Here is a 20,605-nt window from a genome sequence, read left to right as displayed (position 1 = left end):
GCAATATTAAGCATACAAGTCAATACTAAACCGAGTGAACTAAAAAGATGAAATCAGCGGCAATACCCAATAATGAATTGGCTCGTCTAAACGCTTTGGATGAGTATAACATTTTAGATACGCTAGCAGAGCAGGCTTATGATCAGCTAACCGATCTAGCGTCTAGTGTTTGCGGTACACCCATTGCTTTGATTTCTTTAATTGATGAAAAGCGACAATGGTTTAAGTCTCATCACGGGCTTGACGCGCAAGAAACACCGCGCGAGATTGCTTTTTGCGCGCATGCTATTCACCATGATGAATTATTTGAAATACAAGACAGCCGCAAAGACCAGCGTTTTCATGATAACCCCTTAGTGACTGGGCCCACGCAAGTGATTTTTTATGCCGGAGCGCCTCTAGTAACACCTAGTGGCCTGCGATTAGGCACCTTGTGTGTTATCGACAATAAACCATCATACTTGACCGCACTACAAAAAAAGCAGTTGATCATTATTGCTCAACAAGTGGTTACGCAATTAGAACTGAGAAAAGCGGGGCGAATTCAACATGATCTTTTGGCGCAATCACGGTCATTGGAGCAATCGCTGTTATTAACTAAAAGCTTAGAAGTAAAAAACAAAGAGCTAGAGCAGTTTGTCTATACCGTATCCCATGATTTGAAATCGCCTTTGGTGACCATCAATGGTTTCACCAGTATGTTAGCCAAAGAGTTATCAGCTCATACCACGGAAAAGCAGAAACATCGTTTTCAAAGAATACTTGAAAATTTAACTCATATGGGGGATTTGTTGACTAATTTATTAGAGCTTTCAAGAGTCATGAAAGCTGAAATAAGCAAAGCGCCGATTGATCTCACCACGCTGATTGAGCAAAATTGGCAAAGATTGATAACAGGGTACAAAGAGGTGGAGGTCGAATTGGTGTTAACCAAGCCGCTGCACGCCATCGGGGCTAATCAAACCCTGTTGTCTCAATGCATTGATAATTTGTTAAGTAATGCCATTCGGTACCGAAGTGCTGAGCGCGATTTAACATTAAAAATTCATACCGAAGAGTTGGAAGCTTCAGTCTCTTTGTTTATTAGTGACAATGGCATAGGCATAGCAAAAAGCGATCATAAACGTGTTTTTAATGTCTTTGAGCAAATTAATCCAGGCCAAGGCACAGGTATTGGTTTGAGTCTAGTTAAAGCCGCCATGGAAAAACATAATGGCTCGGTAAGCTTAGTGTCTGAATTAGGTCAGGGTAGTTGCTTTGAACTGCGTTTCCCTAAAACGTAACCACTATCATTTTACTAATAACAATAACAATAACAATAACAATCAATTAAATAAGCCATAAAAGGAATGCAGATGAACGAATGGTTGCAACAATTCGCTAACCCCAATTTTATGCCTCACGGACACTGTTACCTTTGGCGACCTGACATATTATGGACCCACGTGACAGCCGATATCACCATTGGTGTTGCGTATTATCTGATCACCCTTATTATCGGTATATTGCTGTATAAACGCAAAGAAAGCGTGCCACACAAAGACATATTTGCCTTATTTATGGCGTTTATTTTCTTTTGTGGTACCACACATTTTGTGGCGATTTATGTCACTTGGTATCCCGCTTATGAATATCAAGGTTGGATAAAAGCCTTGACCGCTTTTACCTCTATTTTAACCGCGATTGTCTTGGCGCCTAAACTACCTCAGCTTATCCGATTACCAGGTGTGGAAGTCAAATATCATAGCGCTATGGCAGAGCTTGAAGTGATAAAACAAAAAAACAAGCAAATGAGCTCAATTTATTCAGTCACACTTGACCGAGAGGATCGGATACTTGAGTTGAAAAAAGAAGTGAATGCGCTAATGAGCGAACTCGATCGAGCAAAGAGCTACGATGTTTAATGAAAAAAAATACTTATGCTAAAGCTATTTATGCTGAGCCATTATTGTCAGGAGTATAAATGAATACCAAAAATGCTGTACTGACTACCTTGCTGTTGTTCTTTATCACACTTGAAGTGCTAATTGCCCTAGATTATGAGTCAAAACAAAAAGAGTTAAATCAAAAGCGCGTTGCGATTTATACAGAGATCAATGAACTTAAAAGCCAGATTGGCTTCGTTGGTTTAATCGATAATTTTAAAAACGCTATTTTGCGCGCTGAAGATAGCCTCTATATCGACAAAGCTTCGGAAAATTTACGTGTAGCCACCATTCAATTGTATAAGATTGAGCTGCAAGGTGGGTTAATCCTTGGCGAGCTAAAAATGCCAGGGACTAGAGATATGCTGACAGCTTACCGAGAACGCTTAACTTTGCTGCCTAGTTTACTTGATAAAAATACCAACGTGCGTGAACTTGGTAGTTATTTGAGTTACGACGACGAACCGTCTCATTTGGAAATAGAAGCGATATACCAGAAACTTTCTGCCTTATTTGCAAGCCAATTGTCTGATTTACTCGATCGAAGCCTTAAGTTGGGTTTATTGGTGATGGTTGCCTTGTTACTCACCTTAGTGGCCATAATCCGATTTTTCTTTAAAAAGCAACAAGCAGCCCTCGAGCTAAGTAAGGCGCTCAATGTCAAAATGGAAAGTCACGAAATTGATATGGCACGTTCACAAGCCATTTTATTGAGTGTGATGCAAGATGTGGAAAAAGAAAAACGTCAGGCTACCACACTTAATAAAAAATTAATCAATAAGAACAAGCAGATGGAGCAGTTCATCTACACCGTGTCTCACGATCTTAAATCACCTTTAGTTACCATCGCAGCATTTAGCCAAAAGTTGCAAGCAGAACTTGTTGATACCTTGACAGAAAAGCAAAGCTATCGATTGAACCGTATTATACAAAATGCTGATAACATGGAGCTACTATTAGCCGATTTACTCGACTTATCTCGTATAGTACAACAAGCTATTACCACCACTAATGTCAATGTTAACGTCGTGATTGAACAGCAATGTCTTGCTTTAGAAGAAGCGATTGGAGAAGCGAATGCGAGGATCAATGTTGCTAAAAATTTAGATCCCGTGAGTGCGAATGAGCGCTTACTCTCTGAAGTAATATTAAATTTATTGAGTAACGCACTACGTTACTTAGAGCCCGCCCGCCCTTTAATTATTGAGATATTTACCACAAAAACTTCGTCTGCTACCACCCTTCATATCAAGGACAATGGCATAGGTATTGACCCAAAATATCACCAATTAATTTTTGACCTATTTGAAAGATTATCCACTACAAAAGGCAGTGGGGTTGGCTTGACGATCGTGAAAACAATTATGGATAAGCACAAGGGGCGGGTGTTAATTGAATCTCAACTGGGCGAAGGATGTTGTGTTTCTGTTAAATTTCCCAATGTTGAGCAAAATACAAATACAAATACAAATTGAAAATGTCTCATGGATTTTTGATCATTAGCATCAACTCATGAGTTTTTGATCATCAAGCAGCACTTAACCGTCTGAATTATAAATTAAATTTCAATGCAGATTTTGAAGTGTTCGGCAAGAGATTCTTTCAATTACTTAAGTAATATCTTGCTGAACATTTACTTTAGCGCCTAGTTTTCTGGTGAATAGAGTCATGCTATCGCGATCCACCTTAGCTTTGTACTCGATGAAACCCTTAACTTTCAACATAAAAAACTTTAACACAATGTTTTTATTAGATAAAAAATTTAATGCTAGAAAGCCTTTAACTCATGTTGTTAAAGGCTTTCTAGCATTTATTTAAGGTATTATGGCGTTAAGTAATAGTACGTCTTTTTCGACAAATGTTGATCAGCCCTTTAGTTGAGCCATCCATATCTAAAGGTATATCAATATTTGACAGCTTACTAAATATGTCATTCCCGAGCGCTTTGCCTAATTCTACACCCCATTGATCAAATGAGTTTATTTGCCAGATAACGCCTTGAACAAATACTTTATGCTCGTACAGGGCAATTAAGCTACCTAAAGCTTTCGGGGTTAATTTTGGCATTAAGATGGTGTTACTGGGTTTATTGCCTTTCATGACTTTATGAGATGATAAGTAACTTATCTCATCGGTGCTGCATTTTGCTTTGGTCATCGCGGCAATAACTTGTTCTTCAGTTTGACCTTCCATTAACGCTTGGCTTTGTCCCAAACAGTTGGCAATTAACATGTCATGATGATCTGAAATATCAACATGAGGGTTAAGCGGAAGAATAAAGTCGACCGGTATGGGCGTTTTACTTTGATGAATTAACTGATGAAAAGAATGCTGTCCATTGGTTCCTTCACTACCCCAAATAATAGGGCCGGTATCGTAGTTGGTTTCTTTATTATCTAAGTTGACCGATTTACCGTTACTTTCCATATCCAGTTGTTGTATGTATGCCGGTAAACCACGTAAATAGTGGTAGTAGGGCAATAATACTTGCGATTGTGCACCATGGAAATTTCGATACCAAATACCTAATAGTGCCATAATTACCGGCATATTTTCTTCAAATGGTGCTTGTCTAAAATGTTCATCCATTTCAAATGCGCCATGTAAAAACGCTAAGTAGTTATCAAAGCCAATACCGATAGCAAGTGGTAAACCAATGGCTGACCAAATAGAATAGCGTCCACCGACCCAATCCCACATGGGGAAGATATTTTTTTCACTGATACCAAAACTTTTAGCCGCTTCAATATTAGCCGATACACAAGCAAAGTTATGTTGAATATCACTGAATTTAGCTTGTTTTAAAAACCATTCTTTCGCCGTTTCAGTATTTCTTAGGGTTTCTTGGGTGGTTAATGTTTTTGATGAGGTGATCACCAAGGTTGTTGCTGGATCTAAACCCGACAGCACATCATGAATATGACAACCATCCACATTGGCGACATAATGTACATTCAAGTGTTTTTGACGATATGGCTTTAAGGCTTCAGACATAATTTTAGGCCCTAAAAATGAGCCGCCAATACCAATAGCAACAATATCTTTAAAAGCCTTGCCGCTATAACCTTTGGTAACGCCTGATGAAACATCATTCACAAAACCTTTGATTTTTTCTAAGGTGTCATTAACCAAGGGCATAATATTCTCGCCATCAACATAAACCGGTTCATTAGAAAAATTACGCAGGGCGGTATGTAACACTGGGCGATTCTCAGTGGTATTTATTGGCGCGCCAGAAAACATTTTTTCTATTTTTTCATCAACACCGCACTGTTTCGCCAAATCAACAAGCAAGTTCTTTGTTTCTGGTACCAAATGATTCTTGGAGTAATCTAAGGTTAATCCTGATGCGGTGATGGTGAATTTATCAAAGCGTTCAGGGTCAATACGAAATAAAGATTTTAAATGTATTATTTTGCTGTCTAAATAATGAATTTGTAAGTTTTGCCATGCCAGTGAATTAGTTAACATGTGTATTAAGCCTTTCTAATAAAATTTAAGTTTTTTCAAAAAATGGAGTCGAGAGCAAAAAATGATTTTTGCTCTCGACAACAGTGTTATCTATTCAATGTTAGTGCTATTGGCTTTAACAAGCCAAAACGCTAATCTAATTTACTGAGCACTGCTTGATGAGTCGGTGGTTGGCAACCTATTTTTGAGACGTTAATCGCCGCCGCCAAAGAGCCAAATTTTAACGCGTAAGCTAAGTCTTGCTGTTTTGCTGCTGGTGTTAGCGCATTATCACGCAGTAATTGAGCTAGCATTGCTGAAAAGAAGGTATCTCCGGCGCCTACGGTATCGCCCATAGGCACAGCTTTAAATACATCTTGCTTAATATTAAGGTTTTCGGTAATAAAGTGGGCACCCTGTTCACCTAAGGTTAGTACCACCATGCCATTGGTCATCTGCTTAAGCATAGCGCTAGCGAGATGTTCTGGATCACCCGTTAAACCTTGCAATTGTAAGTCTTCATCACTGACTTTTACAATGTCGGCAAAGGTGACAAATTGTGCAATGGCGGCAACATATTTACTGTGGTCAATTTCAACACCTTTACGGACATTGACATCGATACTAATTTTTACGCCTCTAGATTTCAGCTCGGTCATCACCGGAATCAATACCTCAAGCATTTCAGGCACGAGTGCTAAAGAACCGGTATGAAAAAGATCTAAATCTTTTGGCAGCATGTCTAAAAGCTGCTCAGCGCTAATATCTAAGTCAGCAACTGACTTACGATACAAGCTGTAGTCTGGGTTACCTTGTTCATCTTTATACACTAACGCTAACGAGGTTTTTTGCATCGAGCGGTTATTAACCGGGATATTGATACCTTCTTTGACGGCAGACTGGAAAATTCTATCGCCAAATATATCAGTTGAAATAGGTGATAAGTAACTACAGTCAAGTCCCTGTCTAGAAAAGCTTCTTGCTACGTTATAGGGAGAACCACCAATAAAAGGACGGTAATCGTCATTTTCTTGCTCGATCATATCAAAAAGCGCTTCACCGAAAACAGCTACTTTAAATGTCATGTTAATTCCTTTCTTTACCTGTTGCGGGTTTGTTAAAACACAACAGGTTAGTTTTAATTGTTAATGTGCTGAAATCGGCATTGTGAGGTGGAACAGGAATATAAATACCGTCGATTTTAATCTATGCTTAATAAGCGTTCAGCTGTGTATTCATTGGTGATTAAGCCATTGATTAACTTAGATCTAAGTGCTCCTAGTATGGCAAATACCTTTTCTTCACCAGCGGCAATAGCATATACCGCCTTGTCAGAGTTTATTTTTAAAGGCGTACTAGCAACCCGTTGGTTAACGGAGCAGTCAATCAAATTACCCTTGATATCTAGAATCCAACTAATTAACTCACCGACAGCACCTTTGGTTTGTAACTCTTTGAGTTCTTTTGGGGTAACAAAACCATCGATATAAAGTGGAGAATTAATAGCTAAATTACCAACGCCAACAAAAGTAACATCAGCTTGCGCGGCTAACTTTAAATTATTAGCGACATAATGTTGCGCGTGCAACTGCTCTTTTTCTTCTTTACTATTGGGTAGTACCGGTAATGGCATAGGGTAATGCTTAGCGTTAATTTGTTCAGCCATACGCATAACAACATCGTATGAAGAGGCTGAACCATCAGAAGCCATATTACCCAATAGCGCCACTATTTGATGTTGTTCACAGTTCAATAAGGAGAGTTCTTCTACACAAGCGCGTAAAACTCGGCCTGTTCCCATCGCTATCACTTTGGGCTCAGATGATTTTAAGTGCATTTCTATTTCCTGAGCACCTGCTTGAGCAAGCCCTAAGGTAGATGACGGTACACCATCGTCACTTGGCACCACAATACAAGATTTTAAGCCAAAGCGATTTCTGAGCTTTACTTGAAGATCCATGCACTTAGCTATTGGATGTTCTAGCCTGACTTTAATCAAGCCTTCGCTAACCGATAACGCCACCATGCGTTGTGCAGATTGACGCGAGACATTAAGCTTTTTGGCGATTTCTTCTTGTGTATTACCGGCAACGTAATATAACCAGCCGGCTTTAGCTGCATCGTCTAGCTTTCTTGTTTCTGCATTAGATCGCTTTAACATGGTTTACCTCTCGATTTTAAATGATGAACTTAGCGAAGGTACCTGTTCAAACAACTGGTTCCAATGTCCTATTGTACTAACACCCTCAAGTATTTGAGTAGCGCTATCTTTATTTTTTAAATGACTAGCGCCAACATATCTAATGACATGCATGTTGGCTGCGAGTGCAGCACGGATACCCGCGTTAGAATCTTCTATCACTAAACAGTTTTTCGGTGCTACGCCCATTTTTTTCGCTGCATGTAAAAATAAATCTGGTGCGGGTTTGCCATTTTTTACTTCAGAGGACGTAAATACCTGGCCGTCAAAATACTGTTCAAGTTTGGTATAATGCAGTGAGTGTTTTACTTTCTCTGGACTGCCACTGGTAGCAACACAACTGTCGACATTAAGTTGAGATAATAGCCACTGCAAATGATCCGTCTGTTGGAGCTCAGCGGCAAACACCTCTATCAAGGCTGCTCGATAACGCTGGCGAAATTCACTGGTTAAAATAACCGCGAAATCTGCGAAAACTTTAGCGGTAACATGCTCAAAATTAAACCCTAAGAAGTGAGTAAGAAAATAATCCTCTGACACCACCACACCGATTTCTTCAAGCATATTAAGTAATACGCGCTGGCTTAATATTTCACTATCGACTAAGACTCCGTCGCAATCAAAGATGACTAGATTTATCGAGTTATGCCGAGATAAAGCCATAGATTCAGTCATCTTTGTTTTTCCTATTGTGTGGTTATTTTAAATACTTCTCTAGAGTAGCAAGAGTACCGATATCCCAAAGCATTTCCAACCAAAAGGTAAAGTTTTTAGTAAAGTTGTCATCATTACTAAGATTACCAAAGATATCATTCATTTGTAAAAATACTGACGGGTCTTCTTTGGCTAGAGTCGCTTGTGTTATTAACCTTGTTGCTTGTGGATCATCAAGCGTAAAGTTACTGTCAACATTACCGCCTTCAAAACAAAGTCGGCACCATAAAGCCACCACAAGCGCGAGGCCTTTACCGTCTTTATTATTTGCTATATTGGCGGCTATTATGGGTAGAATAAACTTAGGTAAGCGGTTTGATGCATCTTGGCAAAGCCTAGGCACAGTATCGCGTATCTCTGGATTAGCAAATCTAGCTTCGATAATGGCAAAATAATCATCAAAACTAACCCCAGGTACCGGTGCAAGTGTTGGGATAATTTCATCACTGACCAGCTTTTTAAGGTATTTACTGATCAAGGGATCGGCCATCACGTCATGCACAAAAGCAATATTTAACAGCGCGGCAGGGTAGGCAATAGCGGCATGACCGCCATTAAGAATGCGCAATTTCATTAATTCAAATGGTGCGACATCGTCAACAAATTCAACGCCTACTTGCTCTAAAGGTGGGCGACCATTGACAAAGTTGTCTTCTAATACCCATTGTCTGAACGGTTCACAAAAAACCGGCGCTTGGTCTTCAATATCAAACAATGTGGTTAAACGTTCACGCTCTTGAGCCGAGGTTGCAGGCGTAATGCAGTCAACCATCGAGTTTGGAAACGTCACATGAGTGTTGATCCACAAGGCTAGTTCTGGGTCAATCGCATTGGCCATTTCATTAACCACACGTTGCACTACACGGCCATTATGTGGAATGTTGTCACAAGACATGACCGTAAAAGGGGCTATTTCTTGTGCTCGGCGAATTTTAAGTGCCGCAATAATTAAACCAAATACGGTTGAAGGTGAGTCGATATTGGCAATATCGGCTTGAATTTCTGGATGAGCCAGGTTAAAAGCACCTGTTTTGTCATCCATAAAGTAACCACCTTCAGTAATGGTTAATGAAACGATGCGAATTTCACTTTCACTGAGCGCAGCAATTAACGTGGCGGCGTCATTTTCAATAAAATCGATCATCGATGCCGTAACTTGAGCGGTCAGGTTATTATCATCTAATTCAACAACCGTTGTTAACCAGTCTTGTTGCTTAAGTTTATCTCGCATCGCCGCATCGTATGACTTAATGCCAGCACCGCGAATAGCCCAATCGTGAGCCGTTCCTGTGTTAAATAATTTGTGCATATACATAGCTTGATGCGCACGATGAAAATTACCGACACCGATATGAATGATGCCTGGCGACAAAGATTCTCTACTATAGTGAGGTTTTTCAACCTTACTTGGCAGTGTATCTAGGGTTTGATTGTTTAGCTTAATTGACATATATAACTGCTCTTAGGTATTCAACCGGCTAAATAGCAACAAGGCTAGCGTGTTGTTGAGGCAAAGTGATACCTGCGGCATCAAAATGTAGCATCTTGTTTTCTACGGCACTTAAATAAATATTGTCGCCATAAACATAAGGGCAATCGCCACCGGCTTTTACGGTAAAGGTGGCTTTACCTTCGACATGCACATGTAAAAAAGTTTCAGAGCCAAGATGTTCGATAACCCCTACTTTTCCAGGCCAGGTACCTGATGTTGTTGATATAGTGATATGCTCAGGTCTTATGCCTAAGCAACAAGTGGCATCGGTAGCCGTTGGCTCAACAGCTATAAAGTTCATTTTTGGTGAGCCAATAAAACCCGCCACAAATTTATTCACTGGCGTGTTGTAAAGCTCAAGTGGACTGCCCACTTGCTCGATGATGCCGGCATTAAATACCGCAATACGATCGGCCATTGTCATGGCTTCTACCTGATCATGGGTAACATAAATCATGGTAGTGGCAAGGGTTTTATGCAGCTCAGAAATCTCTAAACGCATATTGACCCGCAAAGACGCATCTAAATTAGATAAGGGCTCATCGAATAAAAAAGCAGAAGGTTGACGCACGATGGCACGACCAATAGCAACACGTTGGCGTTGACCGCCAGATAATTGCCCGGGTTTACGGTCAAGGTAATCAGATAGGTTTAATGTTTTGGTGACACTCGCTATTTTTTTCTCAATCTCTGCTTTGCTAACTTTCGCACGCTTTAAGGGAAAAGCGATATTGTTGCGCACCGACATATGAGGGTACAAAGCATAAGATTGAAACACCATGGCTAAGCCTCTTTTAGCCGGTGGGGTATCAGTGGCATCTTGGCCATCAATTTCTATGTTGCCGCTGGTGGTGTCTTCTAAGCCCGCAATCATTCTTAATAAGGTCGATTTACCACAGCCTGACGGCCCCACAAAAACAATAAACTCACCATCTTTAATGGCTAAATCAATCGGTTTAATGACGCTAACATCACCAAAATCTTTTGTTACTTGTTTTAAATTAATACTGCCCATCTTGAAAATTCCTATTTAACGGCGCCGAAACTTAATCCACGCACTAATTGTTTTTGACTAAACCAACCCAATATCAGGATCGGCACTATCGCCATCATTGACGCGGCAGACAACTTGGCATAAAACAAACCTTCGGGGCTTGAATAGCTAGCAATAAAGGCGGTTAATGGCGCGGCGTCGGCGGCGGTTAAAATCAGCGTCCAAAAGGCTTCGTTCCACGCTAAAATGACCGTTAACAATAATGTTGATGCTATACCCGGTAACGCGATAGGTAAAAGTACATACCAAATTTCTTCAGCAATATTGGCCCCATCCATGCGTGATGCTTCAAGCACTTCACTGGGGATTTCTCTGAAATAGGTGTAGAGCATCCACACCATGATAGGTAAGTTAATTAAGGTCATCACAATCACCAAACCTACTTTAGTATCGAGTAAACCAAAATCACGAAACAACAAGTAAATGGGAATAAGCACACCCACCGGCGGTAACATTTTGGTTGAAAGCATCCACATTAATAAATGTTTAGTGCGTTTCGTTTGTACAAATGCCATGGACCAAGCCGCAGGGATAGCAATGAGTAGCCCTAAAATACTTGAGCCCAGTGAAATCACGATAGAATTCCAAAAGTGGTTAAAGTAAGGCGATCGGGCTAATACCTCTTCATAATTCTCCAGCGTCCAGTCAAACATAAATAAACTTGGGCTAGCAGAGATAGCTTCCGCTTCTGTTTTAAAGCTAGTGATCAAGGTCCATAATATGGGGAAAAATATTAAGCTACTGATCGTCCAAGCTAAAAAGGTATAAATAATTTTTGATCTATGACTATTTTTTATCGACATTGCTTAATCCTCCAAGTTCTTACCAATTAATCGCATTAAGAAAATAGCAACTATATTGGCGATAATAACAGCAACAATGCCGCCTGCTGAGCCACCACCGACGTCAAATTGTAATAATGATTGGGTGTAAATCAGATAGGTGATATTGGTTGATTCATAGCCTGGACCACCGCTGGTGGTGACTAATATCTCGGCGAAAATTGACAGTAAGAAGATGGTTTCAATTAAAATTACCGCGGTAATAGCGCGCGATAAGTGCGGCAAAACGATGTAATAAAACTTACTGAAGGGACCCGCACCATCTAAATCGGCGGCGTCAAGTTGCTCTCGATCTAATGATTGAATTGACGTCAGTAATATCAGCGCGGCAAACGGTAACCACTGCCACGAGACAATAATAATGATGGACAATAAGGGTATTTGAGCAAAGAAATCAATCGGCGACATGCCAAGCCAAGTCGCAAAATGTGCAAATAAACCATTCACCGGGTTCATCAGCATATTTTTCCACACTAAGGCAGACACCGTCGGCATAACAAAGAAGGGCGCTAAGACCATAATACGGACGTAGTTACGACCCCAAATAGCTTGGTCGAGCAAAATAGCTAAACCAATACCACCGCCCAGGGTGATCAGTAAAACACCCCCCACCAGTAATATTGTATTGAAAAATGAGGCAAAAAATGCCGGATCGGTCAGGAAAAATTCATAGTTTAAAAAACCAATGAAGGCATTATTGCCCGGGGTAAGTAGATTGTAATCTAAAAATGAAAAATACAATGTCATGCATAGCGGTACCAACATCCAAGCCAACAGTAAAACAACTGAAGGAAATAACATTAATCGAGCTAGTGTTCGTGAATTTGACGTCGCCATCACCAGAACCTTTTAAAAGTAAAAATTTGGACAAGCCATTACGACTTGCCCACTAAGAAAAACTAATGTTCTATTTTGGATAACCTGCTTTGCGCATAGTACGGTCTACTAAACGCTGAGAGGCTTTTAACGCTTCCTTCACCGTCATGGTGCCGGTCAGTGCCGCCGCAAATTGTTGTCCAACTGCCGTGCCGATACCTTGAAACTCAGGGATAGCAACAAATTGCACACCCACATAAGGAACAGGTTTAACGGTTGGGTTAACAGGATCAGCCGATTGGATAGAATCTATAGTGATTTGTGCAAAAGGTGCCGCTTTCATGTACTCAGGGTTGTTATATAATGATGCTCTAGTACCTGGTGGTACTTTTGCCCAGCCTTTATTTTTAGCCACAAGCGCAGAGTAGTCTTTAGATGTCGCCCAGCTAATAAACTTTTGAGCCGCTGCAGACTTTTCACTACTTGCCGGAATAGCTAAGGTCCAAGCCCACAACCAGTTTCCGCGTTTGCCTAAACCTTTATCCGGGGCTAAAGCAAAGCCAACCTTGTCTGCTACTGCAGAATCTTTTTCGTTAGTAACAAAGGCTCCGGCAACAGTGGCATCAATCCACATACCACATTTACCCGTTTGGAATAAGGCCAAGTTTTCATTAAAACCATTAGCTGATGCGCCCGGAGGACCAGACTCTGCCATCACATCTACATAGTATTGCAAGGTGTCATGCCATTCTTGAGTGTCAAATTGTGGTTGCCAGTTTTCGTCAAACCAACGGGCACCAAATGAGTTAGACATAGCCGTTATTAGGGCCATATTTTCTCCCCAACCCGCTTTACCACGTAAACAGATACCATAAACACCGGCTTCTTTATCTGTCATGGCTTTAGCTGCTTGACGAATAAAGCCCCAACTTGGCTTTTTAGGCATTTCAAGTCCCGCTTTTGCAATCAAGTCGGTGCGATACATCACCATCGAACTTTCACCATAAAATGGGGCGGCAAAAAGCTTTTCGTCTACGGTTAAGCCACTTCTTATCGCGGGTAATAAATCATCAACATCATAGCTGGCGCCTAGGTTATCAAGTTCAGTTAACCAACCTTGTTTGCCCCAAATTGGCACTTCATATGTGCCTATGGTCATCACGTCGTATTGCCCACCACCGGTGGCCACATCAGTCGTGACACGTTGACGAAGGATATTCTCTTCTAAAGTCACCCACTTTAAGGCGATATCAGGGTTTTGGCGGGTGAAGTCATTGCTGAGTTCTTTCATGGTGATCATGTCACCATTGTTAACTGTGGCGATGGTGATCGTCTCTTTTGCTGCAGCTGCTGCACTCATGGTCATCACGCCACAAGCTAGCATCATTAATTTATTTTTCATCAGGTGTTCCCCATATTCAACGTTAATGTCTCACCAAAGGTGTTAAATGAGACTTTTATTATCATTATAATTGTCATTGTAAGTTATTGTAGTCTATAAGAAAATAGACTTGCCATGCCGCTTGGGCTTAAGCCCAGGTCAACATGGCTAGCGTTAATTAGCCGACAACGCCGGCTAATTTTTTAAAACTTAACCGAAATCTCTGAGGTGAAGCCGTCAAAGCCTGTACCGATTTGGCCACCTGAATTAGCGCCTTCTTCTTGATCAACATATTCAAACTTCAACAATGTTTTGTCATTAAACCAGTAACCTGCGGCAACTTGAATACGCTCGACCGTGTTGTCAGTTTGTGCGATTAAATCTGAAGTGTTTTCCGCTTCTGAATAACGCGCTGCTAGATAGAATTTGTTCGGTATTATGTAGTGCTGTGCTTCAAAGGTGTAGTACTCAACAGAAGAGTCGCCTTTAATGACACTATTTGAGTCGAAAGTTGTACCATTAGCATCGGCAATACCGTCAACACCAAAGTAAGTAATGCCTGCTACGGCGTTACCGGCAGCATCGGCGAAAGTGTAATCATCAGTCGACTTACCTAACATGAAAATTAGGCTAGTTTCTGGTGTAGGTTGATACGCTAGGTTTAACTGAATAATTGACTGTTCAACCCCTGGCATAGCGCCAACATGGGTATCACGCTCGCTCGAGCCTGATGCAGAAAAGTTGTAGTTTTCACCATCACCAAAGCGATAGTTAGTGGTGGTAACACCAGCAAGACTGGCTACACCATTTTCAAAGCGTAGTTGGTCGCCTTGGTTGGCTTGGAAATAATTTAAACCCGCTTTAAACCCGCCAGCAAATTCAAGTGTTCCTTGTAGTCGAAAGTTAAAGCCCCGATCTTCTTGGAAGGCTTCACCAAAACTTGATGTAGTGACATGACCGGCAACATTATAGCCGCGGATCATACCGCTATCGCGTGTCTCGCTGTAGCTTAATTGCATCCCATTTTCTGCGGTTGCATAGTCTGTAATACCGTTACCAATAAGGGCATTGCCTTGGTTGTCAGCGCCATCTTGAAAACCTTTAAATTGGAAAGGTGATGCGCCTATGTTACCTAAGCGAAGTGTTAAGTCAGCGTTATCGCGCGCGGCGCCAGAAAGGCCCAGTAGTTCAAATTCAATCCCGGCGAAATCTTGGTGAAAAGCGAAATCTCGGTCGCCGTTATTACCAAAATCGTTTGGCTCTTCTGCGATGTCGACATCAGCGACGATATACTCGTTGATGTGAAATTTAAATTGTAAATTAACTCTGATACGACCAAAGCCTGAAGACTGCTCTTCGTCTACTGGACGAAATGCGCCCTCTTTCGCTTGAATGGCTTGGTAGTTTTGCAAGGCGAGGAAGTTAACTTCTGCAAGGCCGTCAAGAAATTCGGCAGATTGTACGTACGTCGGTGCTGATGCGGCCATAACCGCTGCTGCGAGTAAACCAAATTTATGAGTTTTGCGGATTGTTAAGTTGGACATATTCATTCCCCTTTTAGCTGCTAACAAAGTTAGTGTTGTTTGTATGTTTTTTAACATAGTGAACCCTGTATATTTTATGTGTTATTTGTAAACTTATTAATTTATTTACATTTGAACCCGTCAACTTACAAAAGCCATCTTTCGTATAAATGTTCAGGCGCTGAACATAATCCCACTCAAAATTTATATAGTCAACCTGTTTGTTCATAAAAGACCCATGCTTTTTAATAAAATAAATATTAGTCATTAAATTCAATTAATTATTTTCATATATAGTTTATGAAAAAGCTAAATTAGAGATAGGATATTTCGATTTTATGTTTGCTTCTCGGTGCTTTTCGCATTAGAACATGCATAAAAAGTGGTTATAATATGGTTTAAATAAGGTTCAAATGAAGTGAGAATGAAGTAAAAATGACATTTTAAAACTAAGATTAGCGCCATTGAATAGGGCAACATTCTATTTACAACAGGCATACTGATGAGATTTTTTAGTTTTGTTTAGCTGCGTTTGGGTATAAAAAAACCTCCTACGCATTAGGCTAAAAATTAAGCACAGATTAAGCTAGGATTAGAGAAAGCCCTGATGATTAAAATATCTGCCAAAATAGCTTAAAATGAAAAAAGCTACCGTATTCAACCTTTAAAGGCAGCATGAAATGTCATAACACGGGGTTAAATTTTTGCGTTTTATTCTTTGAAGTTACTCTTTGAAATTATCACTTTGAAGTGAAAAGGCTGATACTAAAAGGTGGCAGTATTGCAATCAACCAGGCTTAAAACATGAGTTGAATAAATAAATTGTTAGCTTACCTATCAAAAATAAAAGTAGCCTTTTCGGTTTAAATGCCAATTGCTTTTATTTTATATACCAGTTTTTTACACTCTTCTTCTGTACAGATGTTGGTAAAACTTAGAATGAGACTTGGATGCATAGGTCTTGATGACCATTGTGATAACCCCTGAGCAAATAAACCCGCAGCCATCATTTTGTTTGATAGCTCAACATCATTTATATCTGGATTGTTAAGTTTTACTATCATGTGCATGCCTCCAGGTTGATTTTCTATCGAAATTTTATCACCCAAAATTTGCTTAAATACTCTGGCAGTTAACTCTCGGCGTTCTCGATATAATTTTCTCATCCGTTGAATATGTCGTGACAGCTGCCCTTCCTCGATAAAAGCTAATACACAAGCTTGAGTGAGCGCAGCAACATTGCCAGCATAAAGTTCAGCACATTGCTCAAAAGCTTGGACCTTAGTTTTAGGCACCACAATGTAGGCTATGCGCAAACTTGGGACAAGCACCTTACTAAAGGTGCCTGAATAAACCACTCTGTCTTGGCTATCTAAACTTTTTAATGCCGGTAATGGCAGTCCGGTATGGCGATATTCACCGTCATAGTCATCTTCAATAATCCAGCTTTGATGTCTGTTTGCCCAATCTAATAATGCTTGTCTGCGCCGCAAAGATAACGAAACACAGGTTGGACTTTGATGAGTGGGTGTAACTATAACCACATCGGCTGCAATGTTTGATGGAAGATTAATACCCTCTTCATCAACTGGTACTGAGACAATATGTGAGAACTTAGCCTTTAATATCTTTGCCGTGAGTGGATAACCCGGATCTTCTATGGCAATGGTAGACTGAGTATTTAAAAGCACTTGGGTGATCCAGTTGATTGAATTGACATAGCCAGAGGTGATAAATACCTGCGTTGGATCACATTGTACTCCTCGAGAAAGCTGTAAATATTGTGCTATTGAGGTTCTTAGTGGCGCCAACCCGTAAGCACAAGGATATGCTAGATCGTCCTTATTAATATTTCGCGCACATCGGGCGGCCATTCTTGACCAGGCTTTTCTGGGAAAAGCGTCTAAGGCAGGAATACCGAGTTGAAAAGGTAAAAGCTGAGCTGTTTGAATTTCACCCGTAAACCCTGGCTGGCGGGTATTAACCTTAGGTTTTTCAATTTTGGATGGCGTAAGTAACTTTTCACTGACCCGTGTTCCAGCTTGACCACTAGACTCAATATAGCCCTCGGCTTTTAATATCGCATAACCTTCTTCTACGGTACCGCGCGCAACACCCATTTCTTTTGAGAGCACTCGAGCGGCTGGGATCCGCTCACCCGGCTTTAATATACCTTGCAAAATAGCAGCATGAATTCGTTGATACACTTTTTGATAAGCCAGGATTTTAGCCATTAATTTCTCATCTTTAATATGGTCTATAAAAAAAGTAAATTCATGGCTCTTTTTTAGAGCCATATTTACTAGTATCATACAAGCCTTCATGGGTGAAACCAATAGATGAAGATACCTAATTTTAGAGAGAAATATGAACGTATTAGTGATCACTTGTAGTGCGCAGCAACAAAAGTCTTCCAGCTATAATTTAGCGCAAACCATGCTCAAACAGTTAGCCAGTATTAACACTATTGAAGTAGAGTATTTTGATGCAACTAGGCTTCCACATATAGATAGCCTTTACGCCGATGCAGTATGTACTGGTCAACAGCCACACGACACAAATCAAGGAAGCTTAGCCCTTTCAGATCGATTGATTGCATCTCTTGAGTTTGCTGATGTTGTGATTATCGCCTCTCCGATGCATAACTACTTTTTACCTTCAAGCTTAAAAAGCTGGATAGACCATGTTGTTAGAGCAGGAAAAACCTTTGAGATTACTGCAACTGGCAAACAAGCGCTATTAAACGATAAACCGGTGTATATTCTGATTTCATCAGGCGGCTTTTTTTTAAATGCAAACGCTACTCAACCCGACTTTTTTACACCTTATATGAAGGAAGTATTAGGGACAATTGGCCTTAAAAATATGCATTTTTTTGCCCTCGAAGGTACTGCGTTAAGTCACAACTTAGTACAACCGCAGATAGATAAATTAAAGCGAGAAATTTGTGAGCATTTAGTTACTCACTTTTCTTAAGCCTTGATGCAAATATTATTTGAGCAAGGCCCGTACCTATTTTGTCAAAATCACTTAAATTTTAATTACTGAACATTACTAAATATTACTAAGCTAGGAAGTTTATATGAATACCCGTATTTATTTATCGATCAAAGCAACATTACTGGCATTATTATGCCTAATATCAAGCACGCACTTTGTACAGGCAGAAGCTGAAGATTATTCAGCTGATGGAGAACGAAGAGCCAAATCCGCAGGCCAGTCTTTAGTCGGCACTTTAGCCCCTCAAATGACGATTGTCACCATTGACGGCCAGACGATAGATTTAGCCAACGTTTATGGTAAAAAACCAGTTTATATTAAATTTTGGGCAACTTGGTGTGTGCCTTGTCGTCAACAAATGCCAGGCTTTGAAGCCATTTATACAAAGTATGGTGAAAAAGTTCAGGTCATTGCCGTGAATACTGGCATCAGTGACAATCTAAAATCAGTCAATGCCTTTCGAGAAAAAATGCAATTGACGATGCCAATAACGATTGATGATGGCAAGCTAGCCCGTGCATTTAATTTACGTGTAACTCCCCAGCATTTATTAATCGATAAACGTGGCAAATTTGCTTATTTTGGACACAAAGATGATGAAAAATTTCATCATGCATTGAACAAGCTAGTAGCCGAAAAAGTCAATAATCAGCCAGTAAGTAATCCTACTTTTATCGCTAACGACTCGGGTTATAAACAGGGTGATACGGTAGCAAACCTTTCCTTATCTTCCATTGATGATGTACTTATCGATATACTCTTTAATAGACCTAAGAGTAAAAAAGTGGGCTTAGTCTTCTTTGGCCCTTGGTGTGAATGGTATTTAGAAGAAACAGAGCCTAAAACCTCTAAAGCCTGTAAACAGGTTCGTGAACTCTTAGAGAGTAAATCAAAAAAATCGAATATTCAGTGGATAAACATTTCAACTAACTTATGGTCATCTGTTGCCGATTTGCAGGATTACCGAAAGAGTTATAAAACAACCTTGCCGATTGTATTTGACAAAACAGGTGACTTGTTTACTCAGTTTGATGTCAACCAGCTTCCTACTATTATCCTGATAGATGCTAACGGAAAAATAAGTCTAAAGTCTTCCATTCAAGATGATGATTTTGCCGCGGCTTTACACACTATTTCAAAACTTAAGTAAACCCAGTAATTTAGCAATATAAGGACAGTATGAAACATATTATTCAAGTCATCGCATGGTTTATCATCTTGATCTGCTCATCAAACGTCATGAACACACAAGCCAGTGAAAGACAGAAGCTCATTGCTATTTCTATGCTTGTGGCATCAGATAAACCTGCCCCAGAGCAGGCACAAACGTTAGCGTTAATCATGAAACCACGTAAAGGATGGCATGGTTACTGGCGTAACCCTGGTGATGCAGGATTTCCTGCGAGTTATGATTGGCAGTTACCCAAAGGGGTTAGCATAGCAGAGGTTCAATATCCTGCGCCAAGTCAGCTTATGACCAGAAATTTTATGAATTATATTTATCACGATGAATTCGTTCTGCTTGCACCGCTAACGATTGATAAAAGTATTGCTATGGGTACAAAAATCACCGTAAAACTTGATATCAGTTACTTAGCCTGTAGCCCAACAAGCTGTATGCCTGAGCAGCAAAAAGTTGCAACCACATTCGTTGTGGGTAATGGCACTAGTGATAATAATCAGGCTAAATTCAATCAATGGCGCAACAAATTACCCAAGCCATTAGACTCAAAAGGACAGTTTTCCTCAGATGAAAAGCGCTTTACACTTTCTTTGCCTTTACCTAGTTCAATAGCAAGTAGCAACGCGCATATTTATCCTGTTATCAATAACATGATAATAAATAATGCTCCGCAAGCCTTTATTCATCATGATGGTTTGCTGACGATGCAAACTCAAGTTGGCGATGAATTTGGCTCGTTATTTCAGGGCGTATTAGTGCTAGATAATGGCATTGCCTTAAGTTTTAAAGCAGATAAAACTGAGCATGTCTCGTTCCCAGTAAACAGTAAACAGTAATAACCATTGCCAAAGCCCAAGCCAAAATACATGGTTACTTGGCATAACCGCTTTGCTTGGGGCTATGTTAGCTGGTTTATTATTAAATGTGATGCCCTGTGTGTTCACCATTTTAAGTTTAAAAACATTAAGCCTTTCACGTCAGATTTCTGAAAAAAAGGCCAAAAGAGGAGCGATAGCTTATGCCCT

At 40.3% G+C, this 20,605-nt stretch carries 17 protein-coding genes; 6 read left to right on the top strand and 11 right to left on the bottom strand.

Annotated features, from left to right (window positions below; genetic code table 11):
- The first annotated feature begins 47 nt into the window (after window positions 1-47).
- The 3 genes from H4J41_RS14640 to H4J41_RS14630 all read left to right on the top strand — a co-directional run bounded on the left by H4J41_RS14640 (window position 48) and on the right by H4J41_RS14630 (window position 3,400).
- The gene (locus tag H4J41_RS14640; protein WP_182135236.1) at window positions 48-1,283 is read left to right on the top strand and encodes an ATP-binding protein; all 1,236 of its coding nucleotides are present in this window, start codon (window positions 48-50) and stop codon (window positions 1,281-1,283) included.
- 72 nt (window positions 1,284-1,355) lie between these two features.
- Entirely contained in the window at window positions 1,356-1,904 is a 549-nt protein-coding gene (locus H4J41_RS14635) for a hypothetical protein (RefSeq protein ID WP_182135239.1), read from the top strand.
- A 59-nt stretch (window positions 1,905-1,963) separates the two neighbouring features.
- On the top strand, window positions 1,964-3,400 hold the full coding sequence (locus H4J41_RS14630) for an ATP-binding protein (protein WP_182135241.1): 1,437 nt from the start codon (window positions 1,964-1,966) through the stop codon (window positions 3,398-3,400).
- Between the two features lie 355 nt (window positions 3,401-3,755).
- On the opposite strand, the gene pgi is transcribed toward H4J41_RS14630, so the two are convergent.
- The 11 genes from pgi to H4J41_RS14575 form a co-directional block, all read right to left on the bottom strand.
- Entirely contained in the window at window positions 3,756-5,402 is a 1,647-nt protein-coding gene (gene pgi / locus H4J41_RS14625; protein WP_404842445.1) for a glucose-6-phosphate isomerase, read from the bottom strand.
- Between the two features lie 125 nt (window positions 5,403-5,527).
- Window positions 5,528-6,460, bottom strand: coding sequence for a carbohydrate kinase (locus H4J41_RS14620; protein ID WP_182135244.1), 933 nt, complete (start codon window positions 6,458-6,460; stop codon window positions 5,528-5,530).
- Window positions 6,461-6,576: 116 nt separating this feature from the next.
- Window positions 6,577-7,536 (bottom strand): sugar-binding transcriptional regulator, encoded by a 960-nt coding sequence (locus tag H4J41_RS14615; protein WP_182135246.1) that lies wholly within the window; start codon window positions 7,534-7,536, stop codon window positions 6,577-6,579.
- A gap of 3 nt (window positions 7,537-7,539) precedes the next feature.
- A complete protein-coding gene (locus tag H4J41_RS14610) occupies window positions 7,540-8,250 on the bottom strand; it encodes an HAD family phosphatase (RefSeq protein ID WP_182135248.1) in 711 nt (236 codons plus the stop codon).
- A gap of 22 nt (window positions 8,251-8,272) precedes the next feature.
- Complete coding sequence (locus H4J41_RS14605; protein WP_182135250.1) at window positions 8,273-9,739, bottom strand: mannitol dehydrogenase family protein; 1,467 nt, start codon at window positions 9,737-9,739, stop codon at window positions 8,273-8,275.
- A gap of 28 nt (window positions 9,740-9,767) precedes the next feature.
- Complete coding sequence (locus tag H4J41_RS14600; protein WP_182135252.1) at window positions 9,768-10,796, bottom strand: ABC transporter ATP-binding protein; 1,029 nt, start codon at window positions 10,794-10,796, stop codon at window positions 9,768-9,770.
- Between the two features lie 11 nt (window positions 10,797-10,807).
- Entirely contained in the window at window positions 10,808-11,638 is an 831-nt protein-coding gene (locus H4J41_RS14595) for a carbohydrate ABC transporter permease (RefSeq protein WP_182135254.1), read from the bottom strand.
- Window positions 11,639-11,641: 3 nt separating this feature from the next.
- Entirely contained in the window at window positions 11,642-12,514 is an 873-nt protein-coding gene (locus H4J41_RS14590) for a carbohydrate ABC transporter permease (RefSeq protein ID WP_182135256.1), read from the bottom strand.
- Window positions 12,515-12,584: 70 nt separating this feature from the next.
- Entirely contained in the window at window positions 12,585-13,895 is a 1,311-nt protein-coding gene (locus tag H4J41_RS14585; protein WP_182150456.1) for a sugar ABC transporter substrate-binding protein, read from the bottom strand.
- A 182-nt stretch (window positions 13,896-14,077) separates the two neighbouring features.
- Window positions 14,078-15,418 (bottom strand): hypothetical protein, encoded by a 1,341-nt coding sequence (locus tag H4J41_RS14580; RefSeq protein WP_259365565.1) that lies wholly within the window; start codon window positions 15,416-15,418, stop codon window positions 14,078-14,080.
- A gap of 842 nt (window positions 15,419-16,260) precedes the next feature.
- Window positions 16,261-17,631: a PLP-dependent aminotransferase family protein gene (locus H4J41_RS14575; RefSeq protein WP_182135349.1), complete on the bottom strand. Its 1,371-nt coding sequence runs from the start codon at window positions 17,629-17,631 to the stop codon at window positions 16,261-16,263.
- 133 nt (window positions 17,632-17,764) lie between these two features.
- Between H4J41_RS14575 and H4J41_RS14570 the strand changes: the two genes are divergently transcribed.
- The 3 genes from H4J41_RS14570 (at window position 17,765) to H4J41_RS14560 (ending at window position 20,416) form a co-directional block, all read left to right on the top strand.
- Window positions 17,765-18,373 (top strand): FMN-dependent NADH-azoreductase, encoded by a 609-nt coding sequence (locus H4J41_RS14570; protein ID WP_182135347.1) that lies wholly within the window; start codon window positions 17,765-17,767, stop codon window positions 18,371-18,373.
- 106 nt (window positions 18,374-18,479) lie between these two features.
- Complete coding sequence (locus tag H4J41_RS14565) at window positions 18,480-19,547, top strand: thioredoxin family protein (protein ID WP_182135345.1); 1,068 nt, start codon at window positions 18,480-18,482, stop codon at window positions 19,545-19,547.
- Window positions 19,548-19,576: 29 nt separating this feature from the next.
- On the top strand, window positions 19,577-20,416 hold the full coding sequence (locus H4J41_RS14560; protein ID WP_259364427.1) for a protein-disulfide reductase DsbD domain-containing protein: 840 nt from the start codon (window positions 19,577-19,579) through the stop codon (window positions 20,414-20,416).
- Window positions 20,417-20,605 lie beyond the last annotated feature (189 nt).

It is taken from the genome of Colwellia sp. MB3u-45 (genome assembly GCF_014077005.1).
In the GTDB taxonomy this organism is placed as follows: Bacteria; Pseudomonadota; Gammaproteobacteria; order Enterobacterales; family Alteromonadaceae; genus Cognaticolwellia.
This window is presented reverse-complemented; position numbering and strand designations above follow the sequence as displayed.